The sequence below is a fragment of the Priestia iocasae genome (assembly GCF_016909075.1).
GTDB lineage: Bacteria > Bacillota > Bacilli > Bacillales > Bacillaceae_H > Priestia > Priestia iocasae.
Window position 1 is genome coordinate 236,441 of sequence record NZ_JAFBFC010000004.1, and the last position, 24,262, is coordinate 260,702.

The window sequence follows — 24,262 nt, forward strand, 5'->3', positions numbered from 1 at the left end:
TGCTTCTATATAATAACAACTAACTACGACAATTATTGTCATATTAAAAGGAGAAAATATGACCAAATCAAATCGTTTATTAAAAATGTGGATGTATGTTAACTCAAAGCGAACGTTCACGGCAAGAGAGCTGGCAGATGAATTCGGTGTATCAGTCCGCACCGTTCAACGAGATTTAATCGATTTAAGTGAATGGGGTGTGCCATTATATGCAGAACAAGGAAGAGAAGGTGGATACCGCCTTTTAACAAACCGTATGTTGCCGCCCATTTTCTTTACAGAAGAGGAAGCAACGGCTATGTTCTTTGGTTTTCAATCACTTGAATATTATCGAACACTTCCTTTTAAAGCAGAAGTAGATGCAGCCCTTCAAAAATTTTATACGAATTTGCCGCAAGATGCACGAATCAAAATCGATAAAATGAAAGACATCCTTGTTTTTTGGACATCTTATCGAGAGATAGAAGCACCAGAATTGAACACGTTACTACATGCAGTGATTGAAGGATTAGTTATCTCTTGTCGTTATGAGTCAAAGAGCGGAATAAAGGAGATAAACGTAAAGCCTCTTGGTATTTACAGCTTGAATGGACTTTGGTACTGTCCTGCGTATTCTTATATACGAGAGCGTGTTCTTTTGTATCGGGTTGATCGAATGAGTCAAATAATTGAAATAGGAACAGATGCATTAGAACTCCCAACGTTAAAACAATGGCTAAAAGGAGAGAACGTGAAACAGCCAGTTTTATTAAAGGTTGAGTTGAACACAGTAGGAGTTCGTCACTGTCGAACAAATCCTTTGTTCGAAAAGCATGTCATGAAACAGGGCGAATCATGGTTGCTTGAGATGGAAATTGAAAAAGAAGAAGTCGCTTTTGTTGCTTCTTTTTTTTATGAATTAGGGCGTGATGCGATTGTGAAGGAGCCAATTGAAATGAGGCAATTTATTCGTCAAAAAGCAGAAGAAGTTTTATCATTGTATTCATCATAAAAAAAGAAAGGATTTCCACAATGATTACATTAAGTGTGTTAGATCAGTCGCCTGTATCAAGTGGCTATACAGCACAAGATGCATTAAAGCAAACCGTCGAACTAGCAAAATGGACGGATGAGTTAGGCTACAATCGGTTTTGGGTAGCAGAGCATCATAATACAAATGGGCTTGCAGGGTCATCACCACTTTTGATGATGACACATCTAGCGTCTCAAACAAGTCATATACGAATTGGTTCTGGGGGCGTATTGTTACCACAGTATAGTTCTTATAAAGTAGCAGAAGATGTACAACTACTTGAAAATTTGTATCCAAATCGGATTGATTTAGGGCTAGGTCGGTCCCCAGGTGGAGATGCTCTGACGAGACTTGCTTTAACAGACGGTGTGCGTAAGAGTTTAAATGAATTTCCACGACAAGTTCAATCACTAATTGGACACTTAACGGATTCACTGCCTAGAGAGCATGATTTCTACGGTGTACGGGCATTTCCGAAAAGTGAAACAAAACCTCAATTATGGCAACTTGGGATTAATAAAAGAGGAGGGAGAGCTGCAGGAGAGCTTGGAATCTCATTTACATTTGGGCACTTTATTCAACCGATTGGGGGACAAGAAGCGATCCAGAGCTACCATGATAGCTTTGTCCCTTCTTCTTATCAACAAACTCCACATACGAATGTATGTATCTTTGTTGTATGTGCAGAAACGGAAGAAGAAGCAACGATGCATGCGAAAACATTGGATTTATGGTTATTAAAGGTGGAAAGAGGAGGAGATACAACTGTTCCAAGTATCGACGAGGCTAGCCGCTATGTTTACACGGACGAAGAGCGAAAGAAAATCGAACGAAATCGAAGACGGATGCTTGTGGGGGATGTTGCGACAGTGAAGCGTGCCCTTCTTTTTCTACAAGAGAAGTATCAAAATGATGAATTTCTAATCATTACGAATATTCATGACTTTGAAGCGAAGAAAAAGTCATATGCACTATTAGCAGAAGCGTTTAAACAAGGAAAAAGCGACAACAGCTCTTTATAAGGCTGTTGTCGCTTTTAGTTAAGAAGCAATGCGTTTTAAGAAAAGATTTAAAGCCGTTACCACTGTTGTGCCAACAATAATCATAATACCAACAAATGTAAGGGCTAACTGTTCAAAGCCACCAGTAACAACAAAATTAATTCCAATTAGAATTAAACTAAGACCGAATAGTCCTAATGCAATTTTATATTCATATCGACGAGTAGGATATGCAGCTTTTAAGAAAGCGGTTACAATTGTGAGTAAAAAGATAAAAATAATTCCGACGTATACTAATCCACCAACTAAACTCATATGATGGTCCTCCTTTATGAAAGAACTGGTTTGATTAACTTTATTTAACATTAGTATAAAGTTTTTAGACAATTTTGTCTATATATTTTTCACAATTTGTTCACAAATTAGTACGAAAATGTTCATAATTTGTCAGAGAGTTGATCATTTTATAAAATTCCCTACGGTTCCCTAACATAAAAAAGTGAGTGACCGTTAAGGTCACTCACTATAGATCATTACTTATACATTTCTGCTACTTGCTTTTGAAGTTCGCTGTTATCAAGGTATTCGTCATACGTTAATTGTTTGTCAATCACACCATTTGGTGTAATTTCAATGATACGATTTGCAATCGTTTGAACGAACTGATGGTCATGAGATGTGAAAATCATTGCTCCCTTGTAGCTTGTTAAACCATTATTTAGAGCTGTAATTGATTCTAAGTCAAGATGGTTTGTTGGTTCATCAAGAAGCAATACATTCGCACCACTTAACATCATTTTTGAGAGCATACAACGTACTTTCTCTCCACCTGATAATACGCTTGCTTTTTTCAATACTTCTTCACCAGAGAATAGCATTCTTCCTAAGAAACCACGTAAGAAGCTTTCGCTTTGATCATTTGGTGAATATTGACGTAACCAATCCACAAGGTTTAAATCACGGCCCTCAAAGTATTCTGAGTTGTCTTTAGGGAAGTGAGCTTGTGAAGTTGTAACACCCCATTTGTATGAACCGCTATCTGGCTCCATTTCACCAGATAAAATTTTAAATAGTGTCGTATGAGCAATTTCATCACGACCAACAAGGGCAATCTTGTCTTCTTTGTTCATGATGAAACTTACGTTATCAAGAACTTTCACACCGTCAATCGTTTTCGTTAAGTTTTCAACGCGTAATAAATCATTTCCAATTTCACGCTCTGGAGTGAAATTCACGTATGGATAACGACGAGATGATGGACGAATATCATCTAAAGAAATTTTATCTAACAACTTTTTACGAGACGTTGCTTGTTTTGATTTTGATGCATTTGCACTAAATCGTGCGATGAAGTTTTGAAGCTCTTTAATTTTTTCTTCTTTTTTCTTATTCGCATCTTGTGCCATACGAAGAGCTAATTGGCTTGACTCATACCAGAAGTCATAGTTACCAACGTAAATTTGGATTTTTCCAAAGTCTAAGTCAGCGATATGTGTACATACCTTGTTTAAGAAGTGACGGTCATGGGATACAACAAGAACGGTATTCTCAAAGTTAATTAAGAATTCTTCTAACCATTGAATCGCTTTAATGTCTAAGTGGTTAGTAGGCTCATCTAGTAAAAGAACATCAGGCTTGCCGAATAATGCTTGAGCTAAAAGAACTTTTACTTTATCTCCACCCGTTAAATCAGCCATTTTTTTCGTGTGTAGCTCTTCAGGAATTCCTAAACCTTTTAAAAGAATGGCTGCTTCAGATTCAGCTTCCCAACCGTTTAATTCTGCGAATTCACCTTCAAGTTCTGCCGCTTTCATTCCGTCTTCATCCGTAAAATCAGCTTTCATGTAAATTGCATCTTTCTCTTGCATCACTTGATAAAGACGAGCATGTCCCATCATAACCACTTTTAATACTTCGTGCTCTTCATATTCAAAGTGGTTCTGCTTTAAAACTGCAAGACGCTCGCCAGGGCCTAAATGTACATCCCCTGTTTGTGCTTCGATTTCGCCAGATAAGATTTTTAAGAATGTTGATTTTCCAGCACCATTTGCTCCAATTAATCCATAGCAGTTTCCTGGTGTGAATTTAATATTTACATCTTCAAAAAGTTTGCGGTCACCATATCGTAAACTCACATTTGTTACTGTAATCATGTAATTATATTCCTCCAAATTTAAGATCCTAAGAAATTATATCATTATTTGCAAACAAGAGCGATATGCATCTTGTGAAGAAATAGACAAATTTGAACATAAAGTTTACCGTTTATCAGCGTGTGAAGTCAAATCTTTTCAGATTAGAGGACATAAGGCGAAGAAAATAATGGAAAAGATAGCATATTAAAGCCTTTACTTCTTTTTATATCAAATATTAAAATGAAGAAAGAACACTGACTAACGATAGTTAAAAATTCAAATGCGATGAGGAAGAAGAAATGAAAGATTATTTAAAACTTATGAGTGAAAGAATTCTTGAAAACAAATCTGAATTAGCTCATTTTGTAACAGATGAACAAAATAGACGATATCCAAATCAATTATTGCCGATTTCGAACGAGCTATTACCGTTACGCGTAGAGCTAGTAACATTATATGGAGAATCATTAGCACTGAGCGAATCTGATCGAAAGCAACGGTTAGAAGAGTGGGGAAGAGAAACAGGACGTAAGTGTGCCATGATGGGAACGACTCTAGATTCCATGTTAAATGAAGTGCCGCACTACCGTCACTTTATTGGTAATGTTATTAAAGAAGAAGCGGTTAAAGTAAATCTTTCGTTAGAAGAATTGTATGATGTCATTTCTGTATTTGATCAAACCGTTAACGAAGTCGTTTATTATTTTAGCTTACCGTTTGTGGAATTTCATAATGAACAGCTGCAAACATCGAAGGATGCGTTGCTTGAATTATCTGTTCCGGTTGTACCTTTAGCAGAAGGAGTAGCAGTATTACCTGTTATCGGGACTATCGATACGTATCGCGCAAGGCTTATTATGGAACAGGCTCTTGAGCATAGTGTCTCTCTTCAACTGAATCATTTTGTTTTAGATTTATCAGGAGTTCCTATTATCGATACATTTGTTGCGCAAAAGTTATTTCAAATCATCGATGCACTTACACTAATTGGCGTAAATGCAAAGATTAGTGGAATTACACCAGAAATTGCTCAAACAATCGTCAATCTTGGAATCGATTTTACAGGTGTTCGAACGTATTCTACTTTAAAACAAGCATTAAGTGCGATTGGATTCACACATAAATATAAGGAATGACGTATGTAGTATAGTGGATCAAAAGGTTGAAAGTAGTAAAGAAAGAATTTGAACAGGCTGTGACAATAGCGATAAAAGCATCCTAATTGTCACAGCCTGTTTTTTTACTCAAATATGTACGATAATACTTGAATTGCTTGTTCCGTTGTTTCAACTGTAACTTGTGCTTTGTTGGATAATTCTTTTAATGGATGATGAAGAGATTCTGGTCGAATTAAAATAAGTGGTTTATTTAAAGTGATAGCAGCTGAAGCATCCATTGCTGTATTCCATTGTTTATATTTCTCTCCAAATAAAGCAATGACAACATCTGCTTTTTTCATTAATACTTCAGTACGTAAATTATTAATACGAGATGCCATTTCATCTTTCAAAATAGCATTTGGTTGCTTTCCGACAATTTCTTCTCCAATATTGTCTGACCGGTCATGATTTTCCATAGGTCCTACAAACGTAAGGGGCAAACCATTTTCATGAGCCATCGCTTTTAATTCTTCACGCCAATTATCATGAATTTTCCCTGCTAAATAAACAGTTAATTCCATTACATTTCCTCCTCTAAGCAATCTTACATGTTTTATTACTTTTACCACATTAAGTGAAAAAGTAATCCTCTCCTCTTTTTTCGACAGTTCTTTCTATTTTCCTTGTTATGACTTGAAAAGCATTCATGACTATAGATAGTGGAATGAATAAGGGGCTATGTAGAAACAAGCAAGTCTCTATTCTTATGGTTATTGTTTAGTTGCTTTAATGATCATGTACAAATAAGATAGATCGGTTTAAAAAATTCTATTTGACATTTTACGACAAACCCCTTACAGTAATGAAAGACTGTTTTTGAAAAATATAATCTTCTTATCGAGAGAGGCGGAGGGACTGGCCCGATGATGTCTCGGCAACGGATTCGTATGAATGCTGTGCCAAATCCAGCAAGCGTAAGGCTTGGAAGATGGGAAGAGTGTTTCTTATACATGTATATGAGGCCTCTTCTTGTTTCTAGGAAGAGGTCTTTTTCATAGCATGATAGTTTTTAAGAGAGGTGTTATGAGTGGAAAAAATCAGAGGAAACGGATGGGCTTTGTTGCCTTTAGCTGTATTTTTAGCATTGTTCGTAGGTTCGGGAATCATTACAGGAGATTTTTATAAAATGCCTGTACTTGTTGCCGTTTTAGTAGCGGTAGCGGTTGCACTAACAATGAATCGTAAAGATTCGTTAATGACAAAGGTAGAACGCTTTGCAAAAGGAGCCGGACATCCTGACATCATTATTATGGTCATCATTTTTATTTTAGCGGGTGCTTTTTCTGAAACAGCAAAAGGAATGGGTGCTGTAGAATCAACGGTTAATTTAGCGTTATCCGTGTTACCACAAAGCTTTTTAGTTGTTGGATTGTTTATCATTGGCGCGTTTATTTCACTATCAATGGGAACATCAACAGGAACGATTGCAGCACTAGCTCCAATCGCAGTAGGAATTAGTAGTGAAACAGATATCGCCATTTCATTAGCAATGGCAGCAGTTATAGGTGGAGCAATGTTTGGTGACAACTTGTCAATTATCTCGGATACAACCATTGCCGCTGTTCGTACACAACAAACAGATATGCGTGACAAGTTTAAGGTGAATTTCTTCATTGTATTACCTGCAGCAATCATCACAGCCGTTTTATTAATTGTTTTCACGATGGGTAATCAAAGTGCAGTTTCAGCAGAAAGCTTTAATTGGGTAAAAATATTACCTTACGTTGGCGTATTAGTAGCAGCATTAGCGGGGATGAACGTACTAGCCGTTTTAGCTGGTGGTATTGTTTTTGCCGGTGGTATTGGTTTAGTAGATGGTAGCTACACATTAGCAACATTCACAAAAGCAATGACAGATGGAATTAGTGGGATGTCAGAACTTGTTATGCTGTCAATCTTAATTGGTGGAATGGTTGAGATCATTAAGCACAACGGTGGTATTCATTTTATTTTAAATGCGATGACAAAAAATATTACATCGAAAAAGGGTGCTGAGTTTGGAATTGCTGGCTTAGTGAGTGCAACAAACTTATCAACAGCTAACAATACAATTTCAATCATTACAACAGGTCCTCTTGCGAAAAATATCGCAGATGAGTACAACATTGACAAGCGTAAATCAGCAAGTTTACTTGATATTTTCTCTTGTAGTGTACAAGGATTAATCCCATATGGAGCACAGATGCTTATTGCAGCTGAATTTGCAGGGGTATCACCAATTAGCATTATTCCTTATGCATTTTATCCAATTTTAATCGCTGTATTTGGTATCATTGCCATTTTAATTAACTTCCCAAGATTTAATACACGAAAGCAGCATTCAAGAAACATGAAAGAAAGCTATAGTAAATAAGAAAAAGGTGTCCGAATGAATCGGGCACCTTTTTGTATTTGTGCTACTTTACATAAAGCGTAGCTTCAACTCATATGTTTTTACGAATAGTAAAAGAAAAGGGAGGAAGTCAATGAAAAAGAAAAAGGTGCTTTTATTTGGTGACTTTGGCATTGATGATTCAATAGCCCTTTTTTATATATGGTTTCGAAAAGAAATTGAAGTCGTTGGGATTGTAGCTGACTATGGAAACGTCTCAAGAGAAAAAGTGCTTCGCAATATTAATTACTTAAAGTATATATCTGGACAATACGATATCCCAGTTTTCGCGGGTGCAGTCATTCCCTTAACAGGCATTGAACCTGAATACTTTCCGAATGTTCATGGTCCTGAAGGGCTAGGGCCAATCATTCCAAAAATCCCATCAGATATGGAATTACCTATTCATTACACGGAAGATTTAATAACCATCATTAAGCCTAGTATCCAAGATATTACCATTGTTACACTGGGAAGGCTTTCCTCATTAGCTTCGATCTTTATTTGGCAGTTGGATGAGATGGACTTATTTAAGGAGATTATTGTAATGGGAGGTGCTTTCTTTTACCCAGGTAATGTGACACCATTGGCAGAAGCTAATTTTTATGGTGATCCTTATGCAGCAAATATTATTATTCGTTATGCAAAGAAGCTTACCATTATCCCGTTAAATGTTACACAAAGTGCTCTTGTCACACCTGAAATGGTTCAACAGATTGATGAATTTCATCAGAAAACGAAAGACCCTGTTGGGCTTATGATTAAGCCCATGTTAAATTATTACTATACTTTTTATTCTTCTAATTATCCAGGCATCCTAGGAAGTCCCATGCATGATTTACTCACGATAGACTATTTAATTCGCCCTCAAGATTTTAAAACTTCTCATTTACCAATCAATATCGTTGTATCCCGTGGAACGGCTTTTGGTCAGAGCTTTGCAGATTATCGCCCCAAACCTGCTGAAGGATATAACGTTCATAATGTAGTACTTGAATTTGACTATGACTTATTTAAGAGAACCTTTCTTGAAACTTTCCTTCAAGAAAGAGACAAATAAATAGGGGAAATGTTATAATTTTCAAAAAGGGTTGATCACGTTAGTCAGTGATTGAAGAGGTTGAAAGCTGTTTCAAACAAAGTTAATCATACTCTGTTTGAAACAGCTTTACTTGTTCATTTTTGCTGTTTTAAAGCGACATACGCACCGATTAAAATAGTACAACAAAGCCCTATCAATATACTTATTCCACTTAAAATACTCATCATATACTTCACTCCTCTTTGCTTAGTTGGTTGTTTAGTGTGAATATAATGTATGAAACGCATTTCAGAGCAAGAGAAAAATGATAAATAAAAAGTGAGGTGATTGAAATGGGCAACATTCGTGATATTGCGAAAAAGGCGGGTGTATCTGTTTCGACCGTTTCTCGAGTATTAAACCATCATCCTTATGTAAAAGAAGATAAGCGCCAAGCGGTCTTAAAGGCAATTGAAGAGATGAATTATACGAAAAATATGAATGCCGTACATTTGTCTAAAGGACAAACATTTGTCGTTGGTGTCGTGTTGCCATATATTAATCAATCTTACTTCAGTGCAGTATTAGAAGGAATTGCTGAAGAGGCATTAGCCTCTGATTATCAACTAATGATCTGTCAAACGAATTATGAAATTAAGCAAGAAATACAGGCTCTTGAAATGCTAAAAATGAAACAAGTTGATGGTCTACTCATCTGCTCACGAGCGTGTGATTGGGAAGTGATTCGAGAGTATCAAATGTACGGTCCAATCATTGTCTGTGAAGATGGAAGAGGAACGGATGTATCGTCTGTATTTATTGACCATTATGCCGCATTCGAAAAAGGGTTACATCACTTAATTGAACAAGGACATCGACGCATCGGATACTGCATAGGAAGGCGAACGGGTGTAAATAGTTATCAACGAGAACGTGCGTATCGGAATATAATGAATGAATTAGGTGAACCAATTCGAGAAGAATGGATATTTGATCAATGTTTATTGCTAGAAGATGGTGAACGCGTAGCATCACGGCTCATTAAGCTTACAAGTCGCCCAACGGCCCTGCTTGTGACAAATGATCAAGTTGCTGCTGGTCTTGTGCTTCAATGTCAGCACCTTGGTATAAGAGTTCCGGAAGATTTGGCGATTATCGGTTTTGATAATCAATCCATTTCACATGTATTGCAATTGACAACAATCGAGTTGCCGTTGAAAGAATTAGGCCGCCAATTGTTTCAGCTCTTTTTACACAAAGATAACGTCAAACACATTGAAGTTTCCACACAGCTTATAAAACGATTAACGGTTTAGATTGAGCTAACCTTTATAAATTAGCACATTTTGTTATGTAAAAAAAAACAATCGGGGGACAAGCTACGAGTAAATAACAATAGGAAAGGAATGGTCAACATGTCACAAAGAGAGTACCAAGTAGGCGATCAAGTCTTTGTTATTTACCGTAATCCACATACAGCCAATGTAGCTAATATCCAACAAGCCGAGATTGTAGAACACCCTGAACAGCCAGGAGATGTTGCGTTATTTTTACATGAGTCCTATCACTTATTATCTGAAGATGATGCCGTATATCCTACTTTTGAAGAAGCAGAACAAATGTATAATAAAATTTTTGATTACGAGCAGTACAACTAATTATAGGGAATATCTTTCAGCATATAATTTGATCTCAATTAGAAAAATAAAGGTACAAATGTGTCAATCAGCAAAGGATGTGGACGAAATGATCAAACCATTTGTACCTCAATTGGTTTATATTGAACCTAAAGCGTTAGACTATCCGCTAGGGGTAGAGCTAAAAGAAAAATTCGAAAAAATGGGATTAGAAATTCGTGAAACAACGTCTCATAACCAAGTTCGGAACATACCGGGTAAAAATGATTTGCAAAAATATCGAAATGCAAAATCAACATTGGTTATTGGCGTACGAAAAACGTTAAAGTTTGATACATCAAAGCCATCAGCAGAATACGCCATTCCATTTGCAACTGGATGTATGGGACACTGTCATTATTGTTATTTACAAACAACGATGGGAAGCAAGCCTTACATCCGCACATATGTCAATGTAGAAGAGATTCTCGATCAAGCTGAAAAATATATGCAAGAGCGCGCACCGCAAATAACGCGATTTGAAGCAGCATGTACCTCTGATATTGTTGGAATTGACCACCTTACACATACGTTAAAGCGAGCCATTGAATATTTTGGACAAAGTGATTTAGGACAACTACGCTTTGTGACAAAGTTTCATCATGTTGATCATTTACTTGATGCTAATCATAATGGACGTACTCGCTTCCGTTTTAGTATTAATGCTGATTATGTTATTAAATACTTTGAGCCAGGTACTTCACCATTAACTAATCGTATTGAAGCTGCACAAAAAGTATCAAAAGCTGGATATCCATTAGGTTTTATTATTGCACCTATTTATATTCATGATGGCTGGCAAGATGGATATCGTGAAATGTTTGAAAAGCTAAATGACTCGATTCCTGAAAGTGCGAGGGATGATATTACATTTGAGATGATTCAACATCGATTCACGAAGCCAGCAAAGCGAGTAATTGAAAAGAACTATCCAAAAACAAAGCTAGAAATGAATGAAGAAGAGCGCCGTTATAAGTGGGGGCGTTATGGCATTGGAAAATATGTATACAGTAAAGACGAAGAGCAAGAACTACGTGAAACGTTAGAGGATTACATCGATCAATACTTTCCGAATGCTAAAATTGAATACTTTACGTAAGAAATATGGCCTATGTTAAAAGATAATGGTTACTTTCTCTTGAACAGGCCTCTTTTAAGCAGGCTCATACAATTATGTATGAGCCTGCTTTTTATTCATCGAAAAGCGATGATTGTTACAAATAGATTCATTTCCTGTATAATAAAACGAGTGAATTGGAGGTATACATATATGAAATCATTAGTCTTAGCAGAAAAACCAAGTGTAGCCAGAGAGATTGCACGTGTTTTAGGTTGCACGCAAACTAAAAGGAACTACATTGAAGGACCTAACTATGTAGTAACATGGGCACTTGGACATTTAGTTGAATTACAAACACCAGAAGATTATGATAATCGCTATAAAACGTGGAGAATAGAAGATTTACCGATTATGCCGGATCAAATGAAGTTAAAAGTTATTCGTAAAACAAGTCCACAGTTCCGAACGGTCTCTGACTTAGCAAAACGTAAAGATATAAAAGAGCTGATTGTCGCAACGGATGCAGGACGAGAAGGCGAACTTGTCGCACGCTGGATTATTGAGAAGGTACGTTGGAATAAACCGTTTAAGCGTCTATGGATTTCGTCACAAACCGATAAAGCCATTAAAGATGGTTTTAAAAATCTCCAACAAGGTGAGCAATTTAACCGTTTATATGAATCAGCAGTTTGTCGTTCAGAAGCTGATTGGTTAATAGGTTTAAATGTAACGCGTGCCCTTACTACGAAGTATGAAGAGCCATTATCAGCAGGACGCGTTCAAACACCAACTCTTGCAATGATTTTAGAGCGTGAACAAGTCATCACCACGTTCAAGCCTGTAGAGTATTGGACACTTTCAGCAGAGTTTCGTTCGTTTACTGCGCAGTGGCAACGTCAAAATGAAAAACGATTGTTTAATAAAGAAGAAGCAGAGCGTATTTGTGAAAAAGCAAGTGGAAAAGAAGCAATCGTTAAGTTAATTCAACGTAAAGAACATGTTGAAGTACAGCCTCTTCCATATGATTTAAATGAATTACAAAGAGATGCTAATAAACGCTTCGGTTTTTCAGCTAAAAAAACGTTAAATGTTCTACAAAAGTTATATGAACAACATAAGCTTGTCACATATCCAAGAACAGACTCTAGGTATTTAACGACCGACATGGTAGGCACAATGAAGGAACGATTAGAAAGCATATCCGGTGTTTATAGAGACGAAGTGAAACCACTGTTAGGCAAACAACCTATTTTACCAAAGCGTGTGGTAAATAATGAAAAAGTAACTGATCACCATGCAATCATTGTCACAGACGAGCCTGTACATTTAGGGGAGCTATCAGCGGATGAACGCAAATTATATGATATCATTGCGAAGCGATTTATTTCACTTTTCTATCCTGTTCATAAGTATGAAGTGATAAAAGTAGAGCTTAGTATCAATGATGAAAGGTTTGTCACAAGCGGAAAACAAGTGATTGAAGCGGGGTTTAAAAAAATAGATGGAAAAGAGTCTGAGGAAGAACATGTGGCTCTTGAAAATATAAAAGAGGGTAGTACTCTACATGTACAAAACGTCTCTCTAAGAAATGGATTTACTGAACCGCCGCAACGTTTTTCAGAAGCAGATTTACTAGGACAAATGGAAAAGCATAGTCTTGGAACACCTGCTACAAGAGCTGATATTATTGAGAAGTTACTTCAAAATGAATCAATTGACCGTCAAAATAATCGTCTTCACCCAACAAAAAAAGGAAAGCAACTGATAGACCTTGTTTCAGATGAATTAAAATCACCAGAATTAACGGCGAAGTGGGAGAAAGAGTTAGAAGCAATTGCTAAAGGAAAAGGGAATGCCAAGCAGTTCTTAGCCAATATTCGCCAACAAACAAAGTCGCTTGTTCATGAAGTGAAAAACAGCGAAAAAACGTATCGACCACATAACTTAACGGGTTCAAAATGCCCTGAGTGTGGAGAATTGTTAAAAGAGAAGAAAACAAAACAAGGTAAGATGTTGATATGTTCGAGCCGAGAATGTAGCTACAAACGCTTTAAAGATCCGAAGCTATCAAATCGTCGATGTCCACAATGTCATAAAAAGATGGAGATTCACGAAGGGAAAGCAGGTACCTATTTTCAATGTCGTCTCTGTCAAGTTGTGGAAAAAGCGGAAGATAAGAAAAAGAAAGTATCGAAGCGAGAAGAAAAGCAGTTATTGAAAAAATACAGTGATGATAATGCGTTTGGTTCAAGTTTAGGAGATGCTTTAAAACAAGCGTTGCAAGGCAAGAAAGAATAGAAGGATTTAGCGAAATAGAAGCCTAACTAGGGGGCTTCTATTTTTATTTTTTAAGAAAACGAAGAAAAAAGTTAATCTTTCATCACTTTAATCCAGTAAAAGGAAAAGTTGTGTCGTTAAATGTGTCATTCAATAAAAAAAATAAAGATTTCCAATAAATTTTTCTATTAATCTAGTAAGAATACGGTTACAATGTATGAAGCGTCTGTTTTTTTTAGGAGGTTCACTATTGAAAAGAAAAATTGCATGGGTAACAGACAGTGTGTCATGTATTCCCCCACAGTTAGCAAAGGAAAAAGGAATGTATGTTGTTCCTTTATCTCTCATTTTTGGAGAAACCATTTACAAAGATGGTATTGATTTAACAGTTGAAGAATTTTACGCTCAATTAAAAGAAGCAGATAAACTACCAACAACAAGTCAGCCTTCTGTTGGAGAGTTTGTTGAGCTATATGAAAAGTTAAAAGAAGAATATGAAATGGGAATTGCAATACATGTGACGTCAAAAGTAAGTGGAACATACAATTCGTCAGTTATGGCTGCTGAAATGGCTGGATTTCCAATGGTGCATATTGATTCGAAGATTGGTGCAAAAGCACTAGAATATATGATGTTAGAAGGTATTCGACTAGAGCAAGAAGGTGTGTCTACAGAAGAAATCGTTACACGTCTTCAACAAATGCCGAATGAAGTAAGAGGTCTTAATTTGATTGGTAGCTTAGAGCAGATGCACAAAGGTGGTCGCGTCTCTGGTTTAGGCTTGCTATTAGGTAATTTATTTCAAATTAAACCGATTTTAGAGTTTCAAGATGGAGCTCTTGTCCCTCTTGAAAAAGTTCGTACGATGAAAAAAGCCGAAAATCGAATTTTTGAGCTGTTTAAACAGTCATATGATTCGTATTCTTTATACGGAGTTTCGATTATCCACAGTGAAATCCTTGAAAAAGCCGAGGAATGGAAGCAGCGATTATTAGAAATTGATCCGAATTTTAATGTAGAAATTGGACCTTTAAGCCCTGTAGTTGGCACCCATGTTGGTGCTGGAACAATTGGGTTAATGTGGTTTGAACGAAGAACTTAAAAAAGTCCTTGCTTAGCAAAAGCAAAAAGCAGCAGTGTCAAAAAGAGTATTCTTTAGACACTGCTGCTTTTTTAATCAACAATTAAATAAGCAATCATTGGACCGTTGTTTTCGATACGAGCATGAGTTTTGCAAATCAGTCGATAAATGCCAGCTTTATCAAATTGAACTGACAAAAGAGTTTCTTCTCCTTTTTTTACCGTCCCTTTGTAATGTGTCCCTTCTATAATAAAAGGGTGTTCTTTTCCATTTACACCATAGATGCTAAGTAGCACTTCTTTTCCCTTCGGAATCATGACGGTACCTGGATCCCAACGATATGATTCTATTTCTTTTCCGTCTTCGGTTTCTGATGAAAACTCTCCCGTAACCATATTAATTACGAACTTTTGTTGTGTTTGTTCTCCATTTGTTACTTGCACGTCTGTATTGGATACATACCAACTAACTAGTCCAACCGCTAATGCAAGTGCGAGTATTGTAAGCCACTTTCTTTTAACAATCATCAACTTCACAAAAATTCCTCCTGACTCTTCTTTTAATTTATTTATATGTTAAAAAGAAGAGAGAACTTGTCTTTTTTTACAAAAAAAATATTTGTGAAAAACTTCACAAATATAGTTGAAAACTATTTATACGGTGTGTATAATAAAAACTGTAAAGGATATGTGAAGTTTTTCACAATTATATGTGAAAAACTTCACAAACAAAATCCTAGGAGGGTGTTTACATGAAAATTGCAGTTGTAGGATGCACGCACGCTGGTACAGCGGCTGTGAAAAATATGGCAACACTTTATCCACAAGCTGAAATTACCGTTTATGAAAAAAATGACAATGTTTCATTTTTATCTTGTGGAATCGCTCTTTATGTTGGAGGAGTCGTAAAAGACGCAAATGGTTTATTTTACTCATCACCAGATGAATTGAAAAATTTGGGTGTAAACATGAAAATGAAACATGAAGTATTAAATATTGATACAGCATTAAAAACAATTAAAGTGAAAAATATTGAAACAAACGAACAATTCGAAGACTCTTTTGATAAATTAGTTATGACAACAGGATCATGGCCAATTATTCCGAATTTAGAAGGAATTGATCTTGAAAATATCGTATTATCTAAAAACTTTGTTCATGCAAATAATATTATTGAAAAAGCAAAAAAAGCGAAGAAGATTGCCGTCATTGGTGCTGGATATATCGGTGTAGAGCTAGTTGAAGCCTTTGAAGTGTATGGGAAAGAAGTAACATTCATTGATGGAGCAGATCGAATCTTAAGTAAATATTTAGATCCAGAATTTACGTCAGTTGTTGAAGAAGAACTAACCAATCGTGGCGTCATGTTAGCGATGAACCAATCTGTTACTAAATTTGAAGGTTCAAATGGAAAAGTAGAGAAGGTAATCACGACAAAAGGTGAGTATGAAGCAGATTTAGTCATTTTATGCGTAGGATTCAGACCTAATACAGACTTAGTAAAAGGACAAGTTGACATGTTAGAAAATGGCGCAATTATTGTGGATGAGTACATGCGTACAAGTAACAAAGATGTGTTTGCGGCAGGAGATAGCTGTGCCATTTACTATAACCCAACTCGTCAGCACGCGTATATCCCATTAGCAACAAATGCTGTTCGTATGGGAACGTTAGTAGCTCAAAACTTAATGAAGCCAACCATTAAGTATATGGGTACTCAAGGAACATCAGGTTTACACATTTATGACTATAATATGGCATCAACAGGTGTGACGGAAACAGCTGCTTCATTTTTCGGTATGAATGTGAAAAGTATCACAATCTCTGAGAACAATCGACCTGAGTTTATGCCGACATACGAAAAAATTACGTTGAAATTAGTGTATGAGGAAGAGTCAAGACGAATTGTAGGGGCACAAGTTATTTCGAAGGTGGACGTCACACAAGCCATTAACACATTGTCTGTTTGTATTCAAAATGATATGACTGTTGATCAGCTCGGTTTTGTTGACTTCTTCTTCCAACCGCATTTTAATAAGCCATGGAACTTTTTAAATCAAGCAGGTCTGCAAGCATTAAGCTCTTAACATAAAGTAAGTCAGGGTTACCTGGCTTACTTTTTCTATTTCCTTTAGAATTAAGTTAACTTAGTTTAAAGGATGGATATGATGAGAAGATTTGTGATAAGTGATATACATGGTAGTTATAATGAAATGATGAGGTTATTTGAATATGTAAAATTAAATCCCGGAGTAGATCAGCTAGTCGTAGTAGGTGACATGATTAATCGAGGCCCAGATAGTGGACCTGTATTAAAGGAAATCCATACGCTTGAGCAATCATGTTCCAACGTTCATGTAACCATTGGTAACCATGAAGAAATGATGCTTTGGTATGTTGGGGAAAAGTCTGATATGTGGACACATTTTGGAGGAAGACAAGCAGCTGAAAGTATTAATCTAGCTTTTCGTCATGAAGGAGCAAGTGCAATAGTAAATTGGGTTCGACAGTTACCCCTTACATATGAAGACGAGGCATTTATTTATTCACACGCTGGTTTTCAACTACCTTATCACGTAGAAAAGATAAATCGTAATTACCTATGGCAGAAAAAGAAAGAGTTTTATGCTATTGATAAAAAACAGCTTTTAAGTGAAACAGATAAAAAGTGTGTGGTTCATGGTCACACCCCTACAACACGCGTCACACATGATGGTGCAAGAATTGCTATCGATTTAGGTGCACAAGTCACAACAAAACCGAAGCTAGCACTTGTTGAATTAGAAGAAGAGCTTGTATATGTATACGATTTTTATACGAAAACAATTAAAATTGAACAGATAAAAAAGACAAGTTGACTTTTTAAACTTGTCTTTTTTCGTCAATAATAGAAGGAAAATTTACGATGACTCGTTCAGCACATTAATGTTTGACCAACAAACGTTTGTTGAGCTAACATTATGCGCGTAAGGGAGGTTATTACTAATGTTTGAGAAATTTTTAGAGCGAGGAAAGCTCATACTTGTTTTATTTTTTGTAGCTCTCATTGTAGGTGGATATTTATTTTACACTTTACCAAAGCGTGAGCTACCTGAATTCAAACCAAATATCGTATCAATATCAACGGTTTACCCTGGGGCGAATGCTGAACAAATAGAACGTGATGTAACAGACAAATTTGAGAAGGCGCTAGATGATATTAGAGGAATTGATTCTGTAAACTCAGTTTCAACGCGTGAATTTTCAAATGTAATTATTGAAATTAATGATGGTGCTGAATTTCAAGAGGTGGCGGATGAAATTCAACAAGTGATGTTAGATTCATCGAAAAATTTACCAGATGGAGCATTAGATCCAACGTTTAACGATGACTTCGGAAAATCACCGATATCCTCGTACATGTTTGTTGCTAATAATGAACAAACACTCGCAGAGTCAAAGCAAGCAATCAATGAACTAAAAGAAAAACTTCTTGAAGTAAAAGGTGTCAGCGATGTTGTAATTAAAGGATTCTCAGAAGAAGAAGCTGTATTTGTAGCTGATAGTCAGAAGCTAATAGAGAATGGCTTAAATGTGTCTTCGATTATTCAAGCAATTAACAACGAGTTTGATACAACGCCACTAGGAAACGTTCAACAAGATAATAAGGAGTACACATTATCTTTAGAAAACTTTAAATCTGTTGAACAAGTAGAAGAGATTACACTTCAATCTAAGACGAAAAATGAAGCAATGAAACTTAGTGAACTTGGTTCATTTGAATATCGCGAAAAAGAAGTAGAGGACATTGTAACGTATAAGGGACAGCCAGCTTATTCGTTAACCGTAAATGTAGAGCAAGGATTGGATATTCCAACCATCTTCACAAAAGTAGATCAGGTTGTAAAAGATAACGAGAAGGCACTACCTACCAATGTTGATCTTGTAACATATTATTCACAAAAAGCGGATGTCGATTCTATCTTTAAAGATTTGACTCGTGATGCGTTGTTAGCGGTTATTGCCGTTATAATCATTACGACGTTAGGCTTAACATTAAGTGGAGCCTTTATCGTGTCATTGGCTATTCCATTTTCAATTACGCTAGGTGCCATACCACTTCCGTTTTTAGATGTGGACCTTAACCAAATTTCGGTCATTGGCTTAATTATTGCCCTTGGAATCCTTGTTGATGATGCTATCGTTGTTAACGATAATATTTTACGAAACTATAAAGAACAAGGTAGGATTTTACCTGCAACTATAAATGGAATTAAAGAAGTGTGGGGTTCAATTATTACCTCTACTTTAGCCGTTGTATTTGCATTCTTACCACTTGTATTTTTATCAGGAGGAAACGGAGCATTCATTCGTTCACTGCCGACGGTTTTAGTGCTTACCATTATTGCGTCTATGGTTATTTCGTTAACTCTTGTTCCCATTTATCAATACGCTGTGAATAAAAACAAGGATGGGAAGAAGAACAGTGAACGTGAACCAGGCCTTATTGGTAAACCATTAAGAAGGTTATCTGATTTTTACGCAGATAAAGTGGTAGCTAATGTACTAAAAAGACCATTTGCTGTGGGAATTGGTGGGGTAGTGGTTACGACCTTACTGTTTGGCTTAGCATTTTTAACACCGTTCGAATTTTTCCCAGCAGCCAATAAGAAAGAGGTTGTTGTTAACGTAACGTTACCTGTTGAGAAGTCATTAACTGAAACTTATAAAACACTTGAAAAAATGACAGACGACATCAATAAGATAGAAGGAATTGAAGAAACCGCTATTTTTGCAGGTAAAGGATTACCAAACTTATTTAATGAAGGTGTTAACAATGCTGGAAGCAATACAGGACAAATTGTGGCCCGCGTTGATAATGACAATGTAACGGCCACAGAGTTTATTGATAAGATGACAGAACCGCTTCGTGAATCATATCCCGATGCTGAAATTTTCTTAAATACGATTGTTCAGGGACCGCCAGTAGGTGCTCCAGTGACTGTTGATATTTCGGGAGAGGACTTTACGAAATTAAATGAAATTAAAAATGAACTTCGAAGTGATATTAAAGAAATTGATAACGGACTCGTCATTGATGATGTGAAAGAGCCAGTTTCAACCGTAACATATGAGCTAAATCGTGAAGAAATGGCTAAGCAAGGACTAGATGCTAAATTTATCAGCGATCAGCTACGCATCGTTACAGACGGCGTACCATTAGGATCTTATCAACGTGGTCAAGATGACATAGACTTGAAGTTGAAATTAGATGAAGAAACACACAAAAACGGTATTAATTTAGAAGAAATTAACGTACCTGTTCAAACAGAGGGACCTGTTCCCACGCTTGCACCATTGAGTGACTTTGTAACCGAAAAGAAAGTAGAAGAGTACAAAACGATCCCTCATAAAAACAGTGAGCGTACCATTACGTTAAAAGCATATCCAGGGAAATCTGAAACGTTTAAAGAAGACGTTCAAGAGATTGTAAAAGACTTACAGAAGAAGTATGGAGAGGAAGGTTATCAGTTAACAACAGGCGGCGAAAACGATGACCAAACTCAATTCTTTGTGGAAATTACGCTTTTATTTGGTGTAGTCATGGTTCTTATTTATTTAACAATTGCCCTTCAGTTCAATTCATTCTTATTGCCATTACTAGTATTAGGAACTGTATATTTGGCGATTGCAGGTGCAGTAACAGGACTATTTGTGACACAAACACCATTTAGCTTTATGGCAACAATGGGAATTGTCTCATTAGCAGGAATCGTTGTACGTAACTCGGTTGTCTTATTTGAGTTCATCGAACAGCGTCGCAAAGCAGGCATGGACTTAATTGAATCAATTATTGAAGCAGGTCGTTCACGTATTCGACCAATCTTACTAACAGCTTTTACAGCACTTGTTTCATTACTACCGGTTGCATTTAGTAATGATCCTCTGTTTAAGCCGCTTGCGATTTCAATTGTGTCAGGTGTGTTGTTTTCAACCATCTTAACGTTAGTTATCGTCCCAGCGTTGTATCTACTAGTTGCAAAGCTACGCAAAATTAATTGAATTTAGTTTAACCAGAAAGAAGGTGTAGATCTCTACACCTTTTTTACACAAGATTTCTGTTTTAGATAGAAGGTGATGATTATGACAACAGAGCGACACTTTCCGAGTTATTTATCAAAGTGGATGGGATTCACGTTCGGTAAGTTAGGAGAATTAGCAAAAGTCATTTATTCTTCGTCTCTTCATCAAATTGGGATTACACCACATCATCTTGGTGTACTGATGGCGCTCGATAATCATGGTCCTCAAGTGCAAGCGAGACTAACAGATTTAGTTAGCATTGATAAAGCAACGATGGTCTCTCTTATTCGAGAATTAGGTGATATGAATTGTATTGAAAAAGTGCCACACCCAACGGACAAACGCGCTCATCAAGTAACAATAACTGAAAAGGGTATTGAAACGGTGAAAGAAGCGGAGCGGATTAGTATTGAAGTGACCGATCGCTTTTTTGAAGCACTTAATGATGAAGAGAAATACGCGTTTCATGATATGCTGCAAAAGCTAACAAAGACCGCAACCGAGATGTATGATGAAATAGAAGAGGCTGAGTTGAAAGGTTAATCAACTCAGTCTCTTTATTTATACCATTTTTCATTAAAAGAGAGATTCAAAGCTTTTCCAAATAAAAGTGCGAAGTCAATAAACGCTGATCCTCTAGCCGTGATTATTTTTTGATCTTGAACGACCGGCTTTGATTGGTAGTTGTGTTCATTAAATACATTTAAAAAGGCACGTTGTTCTTTCGTTAAGCCTGTTGTGTATTGGTATTCATTTAATAATCCACTTTTTGCGAGAAAATATGGAGCGCTCGAAATGGCGCCATAGGTCAGATTGTATTTGGATGTTTTTTGTAAAAAAGTATACAGAGCTTCACAATGAACTAAATGAGCAAAGTCATCTACCCCAGGCAGAACAAGGCTATCAATATTTTCTAGATTTATGTTAGCAATCGTTGTGTCTGGCACACACGTTAAACCAGCTTCTCCTCTTAGTTTAGAGTCATCTAATCCAATTGTTATGATTGTCTTTTTACTTTGTTGTAAAACAGAGAGAAGAACAGATATTTCATATTCACTAAAGCGAGGGTATAAAAAAACTCCTGTTGCATTCATTTAAATTCCTCCAAGTAAGAAATAAGTTTCGAATTTATTCAATTCCTGTTACACTAGACATGCTCTCTCTTACATTCCTCAATGACAAGGTAACATCCTCTTTCTTTTTTCTTCCCAATGAAGTAACAATTGAAATCCAGGAGGTAGTTTTATGAGTTTTGAACAAGCATTACAGCATTTAAAGTCTTATTTCGGCTATGATTCATTTCGCGGTGGACAAGAAGAGACCATTCGTCATGTATTGGAGGGCGAAAACGTGGCATGTATTATGCCAACTGGTGGAGGTAAATCGCTTTGTTATCAAATACCTGCTTTGATTCTACCAGGAACAACGCTCGTTATTTCACCTCTTATCTCATTGATGAAGGATCAAGTAGATGCATTGAATCAAGTCGGGATTTCAGCAACGTTTATCAATAGTTCTTTAACGGCTACAGAGGTCAATGAACGGTTAAATGAAGTGAAAATGGGTGAATATCAACTTCTATATGTAGCGCCAGAGAGGTTAGAGTCTCCAGCTTTTTTAGAGCAGCTCCGATTCTTACCTATTCCACTTGTGGCAATTGATGAAGCACACTGTATTTCACAGTGGGGACATGATTTTCGTCCAAGTTATTTACGCATTCATCAAATGATTGCACAGCTAGAAGACCAACCGACTGTCGTGGCGTTAACAGCAACGGCGACTCCTCAAGTTAGAGAAGACATTTGTCATTCGTTAAACATTGATGAAGAGCATACCGTTATTACTGGATTTGAACGAAAAAATTTATCGTTTTCTGTTGTGAAAGGTGAAGATCGTCTTTCTTATATTGACCGTTATGTTAAACAAAATGAACAAGAATCAGGAATTATTTATGCGGCAACTAGAAAAGAAGTGGACCATTTATATGAGCACTTACAGCAAAATGGAGTCAATGTTGGTCGCTATCATGCTGGGATGAATGATCAAAGCCGAGCCCTCGAACAAGAGCGATTTTTACAAGATGATGTTCAAGTGATGATTGCGACATCTGCTTTTGGAATGGGAATCGATAAGTCAAACATTCGATATGTCATTCATTTTCAGCTTCCTAAAAACATGGAAAGCTATTATCAAGAAGCGGGTCGTGCAGGTCGTGATGGACTTGATAGTGAGTGTATCGTTCTTTACTCTCCTCAAGACATTCGTGTGCAGCGTTATTTAATTGAACAAACCACGTTTCATCAAAATCGCCAAGTACAGGATTTGGAAAAGCTTCAGCAAATGGTGAACTATTGTCATACTGAAGGGTGTTTGCAGGCGTTTATTTTACACTACTTTGGAGAAGAAAAGCCAAATCGATGTGGACGATGTGGAAATTGTCGAGATGATCGAACAGCGGTTGATGTGACCATTGATGCCCAAAAAGTATTATCCTGTATGATTCGTATGGGTGAACGATTTGGTAAAACGATGATTGCCCAAGTGTTAACAGGTTCTAAAAATAAAAAGGTGATAGATTTTAACTTTCATTCTCTTTCCACATATGGTGTGATGAAAGAGCAATCGGTCAAAGATGTGAGTAACTTTATTGAATATTTAATTTCTGAACAGTATATCGCAGTCGGACAAGGGCAATTTCCTACGTTAACCGTAACCAATCGAGGACGAGATGTATTACTAGGAAACGAAAAAGTCATGCGTAAAGAACAAGTACAAGTAAGACAACTCGTTCGTGATGATGAACTGTTTGAGCATTTGCGTGCGATTCGAAAAGAAATTGCATCAGAAGAAGGGGTACCACCGTTTGTCGTGTTTTCAGATGAAAGCTTACGAGATATGAGTGCTCAGTTACCACAAAATAGTGACGAGTTCTTAGGTGTCAAGGGAGTTGGAGAGCGTAAGCAAGAGCAATATGGCAATCGTTTTATTGAAGCAATCCATCAATTTTGCATCGAGAACCCAGAACGAAAACGTCAAGTGGAACTAGTCGAAACGGCATCTAAAAAGAAGAAAGCAACGACTGATGAGGCCTCTCATGAAGTGTCATACAAAATGGTGATAGAAGAAGGAATGGCAATTGAAGACGTTGCTAAACAACGTGAATTAAGTACTCAAACGATTGAAAATCACCTTATGCGTTGTTATCAAGATGGAAAAGAAATGGATTGGAACAGATTTGTTCCATCTGAATACGAATCATTAATTGAAGAAACGATTAATCAAATGGAAGATGAGCGACTAAAGCCGATAAAAGAAGCTCTTCCTGATGAAATCAGCTATTTTATGATACGTAGTGTATTAGCTAAAAGAAAACAAATAACATAAAAAAGAACTTCCAAGTGAAGTT

20 protein-coding genes and 1 riboswitch are annotated in these 24,262 nt (G+C 36.6%); of the genes, 15 read left to right on the forward strand and 5 right to left on the reverse strand.

Features of this window, described 5'->3' with window-relative positions; genetic code table 11:
- Positions 1-58 precede the first annotated feature (58 nt).
- Both JOC83_RS12380 and JOC83_RS12385 read left to right on the forward strand, forming a co-directional pair.
- Positions 59-991, forward strand: coding sequence for a helix-turn-helix transcriptional regulator (locus JOC83_RS12380; protein ID WP_205187613.1), 933 nt, complete (start codon positions 59-61; stop codon positions 989-991).
- A 20-nt stretch (positions 992-1,011) separates the two neighbouring features.
- Positions 1,012-2,034 (forward strand): LLM class flavin-dependent oxidoreductase, encoded by a 1,023-nt coding sequence (locus tag JOC83_RS12385; RefSeq protein WP_205187614.1) that lies wholly within the window; start codon positions 1,012-1,014, stop codon positions 2,032-2,034.
- A gap of 18 nt (positions 2,035-2,052) precedes the next feature.
- Here JOC83_RS12385 and JOC83_RS12390 read toward each other — a convergent pair whose 3' ends face one another.
- Complete coding sequence (locus JOC83_RS12390) at positions 2,053-2,328, reverse strand: YesK family protein (RefSeq protein ID WP_205187615.1); 276 nt, start codon at positions 2,326-2,328, stop codon at positions 2,053-2,055.
- 218 nt (positions 2,329-2,546) lie between these two features.
- On the reverse strand, positions 2,547-4,166 hold the full coding sequence (locus tag JOC83_RS12395) for an ABC-F family ATP-binding cassette domain-containing protein (RefSeq protein ID WP_205187616.1): 1,620 nt from the start codon (positions 4,164-4,166) through the stop codon (positions 2,547-2,549).
- A 281-nt stretch (positions 4,167-4,447) separates the two neighbouring features.
- Here JOC83_RS12395 and JOC83_RS12400 point away from each other — a divergent pair, with 281 nt between their 5' ends.
- Positions 4,448-5,284: an STAS domain-containing protein gene (locus tag JOC83_RS12400; RefSeq protein WP_205187617.1), complete on the forward strand. Its 837-nt coding sequence runs from the start codon at positions 4,448-4,450 to the stop codon at positions 5,282-5,284.
- A 104-nt stretch (positions 5,285-5,388) separates the two neighbouring features.
- Here the strand turns inward: JOC83_RS12400 and JOC83_RS12405 are convergent, their stop codons facing one another.
- Positions 5,389-5,829: a YtoQ family protein gene (locus tag JOC83_RS12405; RefSeq protein WP_205187618.1), complete on the reverse strand. Its 441-nt coding sequence runs from the start codon at positions 5,827-5,829 to the stop codon at positions 5,389-5,391.
- 310 nt (positions 5,830-6,139) lie between these two features.
- Positions 6,140-6,243, forward strand: a riboswitch (SAM riboswitch).
- A 92-nt stretch (positions 6,244-6,335) separates the two neighbouring features.
- Between JOC83_RS12405 and JOC83_RS12410 the strand changes: the two genes are divergently transcribed.
- The 7 genes from JOC83_RS12410 to JOC83_RS12440 all read left to right on the forward strand — a co-directional run bounded on the left by JOC83_RS12410 (position 6,336) and on the right by JOC83_RS12440 (position 14,815).
- Positions 6,336-7,661 carry a Na+/H+ antiporter NhaC family protein gene (locus JOC83_RS12410; protein WP_205187619.1) on the forward strand — a complete coding sequence of 442 codons (1,326 nt, stop codon included), beginning with the start codon at positions 6,336-6,338 and terminating at the stop codon, positions 7,659-7,661.
- A 112-nt stretch (positions 7,662-7,773) separates the two neighbouring features.
- Positions 7,774-8,739, forward strand: coding sequence for a nucleoside hydrolase (locus JOC83_RS12415; RefSeq protein WP_205187620.1), 966 nt, complete (start codon positions 7,774-7,776; stop codon positions 8,737-8,739).
- Positions 8,740-9,053: 314 nt separating this feature from the next.
- A complete protein-coding gene (locus tag JOC83_RS12420) occupies positions 9,054-10,016 on the forward strand; it encodes a LacI family DNA-binding transcriptional regulator (RefSeq protein WP_205187621.1) in 963 nt (320 codons plus the stop codon).
- A 99-nt stretch (positions 10,017-10,115) separates the two neighbouring features.
- Complete coding sequence (locus tag JOC83_RS12425; RefSeq protein ID WP_205187622.1) at positions 10,116-10,358, forward strand: transcriptional regulator SplA domain-containing protein; 243 nt, start codon at positions 10,116-10,118, stop codon at positions 10,356-10,358.
- Positions 10,359-10,446: 88 nt separating this feature from the next.
- Entirely contained in the window at positions 10,447-11,475 is a 1,029-nt protein-coding gene (gene splB, locus JOC83_RS12430; protein ID WP_205187623.1) for a spore photoproduct lyase, read from the forward strand.
- Positions 11,476-11,646: 171 nt separating this feature from the next.
- Positions 11,647-13,734, forward strand: coding sequence for a DNA topoisomerase III (locus tag JOC83_RS12435; protein ID WP_205187624.1), 2,088 nt, complete (start codon positions 11,647-11,649; stop codon positions 13,732-13,734).
- Positions 13,735-13,963: 229 nt separating this feature from the next.
- Positions 13,964-14,815, forward strand: a complete 852-nt coding sequence (locus tag JOC83_RS12440; RefSeq protein WP_205187625.1) for a DegV family protein — start codon at positions 13,964-13,966, stop codon at positions 14,813-14,815.
- A 71-nt stretch (positions 14,816-14,886) separates the two neighbouring features.
- On the opposite strand, the gene JOC83_RS12445 is transcribed toward JOC83_RS12440, so the two are convergent.
- The gene (locus tag JOC83_RS12445) at positions 14,887-15,321 is read right to left on the reverse strand and encodes a cupredoxin domain-containing protein (protein WP_205187975.1); all 435 of its coding nucleotides are present in this window, start codon (positions 15,319-15,321) and stop codon (positions 14,887-14,889) included.
- A 224-nt stretch (positions 15,322-15,545) separates the two neighbouring features.
- Here JOC83_RS12445 and JOC83_RS12450 point away from each other — a divergent pair, with 224 nt between their 5' ends.
- The 4 genes from JOC83_RS12450 (at position 15,546) to JOC83_RS12465 (ending at position 21,399) form a co-directional block, all read left to right on the forward strand.
- A complete protein-coding gene (locus JOC83_RS12450) occupies positions 15,546-16,880 on the forward strand; it encodes an FAD-dependent oxidoreductase (protein WP_205187626.1) in 1,335 nt (444 codons plus the stop codon).
- An 81-nt stretch (positions 16,881-16,961) separates the two neighbouring features.
- Entirely contained in the window at positions 16,962-17,651 is a 690-nt protein-coding gene (locus JOC83_RS12455; RefSeq protein ID WP_205187627.1) for a metallophosphoesterase, read from the forward strand.
- 127 nt (positions 17,652-17,778) lie between these two features.
- The gene (locus JOC83_RS12460) at positions 17,779-20,835 is read left to right on the forward strand and encodes an efflux RND transporter permease subunit (protein ID WP_205187628.1); all 3,057 of its coding nucleotides are present in this window, start codon (positions 17,779-17,781) and stop codon (positions 20,833-20,835) included.
- 81 nt (positions 20,836-20,916) lie between these two features.
- The gene (locus JOC83_RS12465) at positions 20,917-21,399 is read left to right on the forward strand and encodes a MarR family winged helix-turn-helix transcriptional regulator (protein ID WP_205187629.1); all 483 of its coding nucleotides are present in this window, start codon (positions 20,917-20,919) and stop codon (positions 21,397-21,399) included.
- Positions 21,400-21,413: 14 nt separating this feature from the next.
- Here the strand turns inward: JOC83_RS12465 and JOC83_RS12470 are convergent, their stop codons facing one another.
- On the reverse strand, positions 21,414-21,950 hold the full coding sequence (locus tag JOC83_RS12470) for a DJ-1/PfpI family protein (protein ID WP_205187630.1): 537 nt from the start codon (positions 21,948-21,950) through the stop codon (positions 21,414-21,416).
- A gap of 151 nt (positions 21,951-22,101) precedes the next feature.
- Here JOC83_RS12470 and recQ point away from each other — a divergent pair, with 151 nt between their 5' ends.
- Positions 22,102-24,240: a DNA helicase RecQ gene (gene recQ, locus JOC83_RS12475; RefSeq protein WP_205187631.1), complete on the forward strand. Its 2,139-nt coding sequence runs from the start codon at positions 22,102-22,104 to the stop codon at positions 24,238-24,240.
- Positions 24,241-24,262: the final 22 nt, after the last annotated feature.

Bases quoted from the DNA above. Each gene is read 5' to 3' on its own strand.
- JOC83_RS12380 (WP_205187613.1), top strand. From the start codon at position 59: ATGACCAAATCAAATCGTTTATTAAAAATGTGGATGTATGTTAACTCA.
- JOC83_RS12385 (WP_205187614.1), top strand. From the start codon at position 1,012: ATGATTACATTAAGTGTGTTAGATCAGTCGCCTGTATCAAGTGGCTAT.
- JOC83_RS12390 (WP_205187615.1), bottom strand. From the start codon at position 2,328: ATGAGTTTAGTTGGTGGATTAGTATACGTCGGAATTATTTTTATCTTT.
- JOC83_RS12395 (WP_205187616.1), bottom strand. From the start codon at position 4,166: ATGATTACAGTAACAAATGTGAGTTTACGATATGGTGACCGCAAACTT.
- JOC83_RS12400 (WP_205187617.1), top strand. From the start codon at position 4,448: ATGAAAGATTATTTAAAACTTATGAGTGAAAGAATTCTTGAAAACAAA.
- JOC83_RS12405 (WP_205187618.1), bottom strand. From the start codon at position 5,829: ATGGAATTAACTGTTTATTTAGCAGGGAAAATTCATGATAATTGGCGT.
- JOC83_RS12415 (WP_205187620.1), top strand. From the start codon at position 7,774: ATGAAAAAGAAAAAGGTGCTTTTATTTGGTGACTTTGGCATTGATGAT.
- JOC83_RS12420 (WP_205187621.1), top strand. From the start codon at position 9,054: ATGGGCAACATTCGTGATATTGCGAAAAAGGCGGGTGTATCTGTTTCG.
- JOC83_RS12425 (WP_205187622.1), top strand. From the start codon at position 10,116: ATGTCACAAAGAGAGTACCAAGTAGGCGATCAAGTCTTTGTTATTTAC.
- splB (WP_205187623.1), top strand. From the start codon at position 10,447: ATGATCAAACCATTTGTACCTCAATTGGTTTATATTGAACCTAAAGCG.
- JOC83_RS12435 (WP_205187624.1), top strand. From the start codon at position 11,647: ATGAAATCATTAGTCTTAGCAGAAAAACCAAGTGTAGCCAGAGAGATT.
- JOC83_RS12445 (WP_205187975.1), bottom strand. From the start codon at position 15,321: ATGATTGTTAAAAGAAAGTGGCTTACAATACTCGCACTTGCATTAGCG.
- JOC83_RS12450 (WP_205187626.1), top strand. From the start codon at position 15,546: ATGAAAATTGCAGTTGTAGGATGCACGCACGCTGGTACAGCGGCTGTG.
- JOC83_RS12455 (WP_205187627.1), top strand. From the start codon at position 16,962: ATGAGAAGATTTGTGATAAGTGATATACATGGTAGTTATAATGAAATG.
- JOC83_RS12460 (WP_205187628.1), top strand. From the start codon at position 17,779: ATGTTTGAGAAATTTTTAGAGCGAGGAAAGCTCATACTTGTTTTATTT.
- JOC83_RS12465 (WP_205187629.1), top strand. From the start codon at position 20,917: ATGACAACAGAGCGACACTTTCCGAGTTATTTATCAAAGTGGATGGGA.
- JOC83_RS12470 (WP_205187630.1), bottom strand. From the start codon at position 21,950: ATGAATGCAACAGGAGTTTTTTTATACCCTCGCTTTAGTGAATATGAA.
- recQ (WP_205187631.1), top strand. From the start codon at position 22,102: ATGAGTTTTGAACAAGCATTACAGCATTTAAAGTCTTATTTCGGCTAT.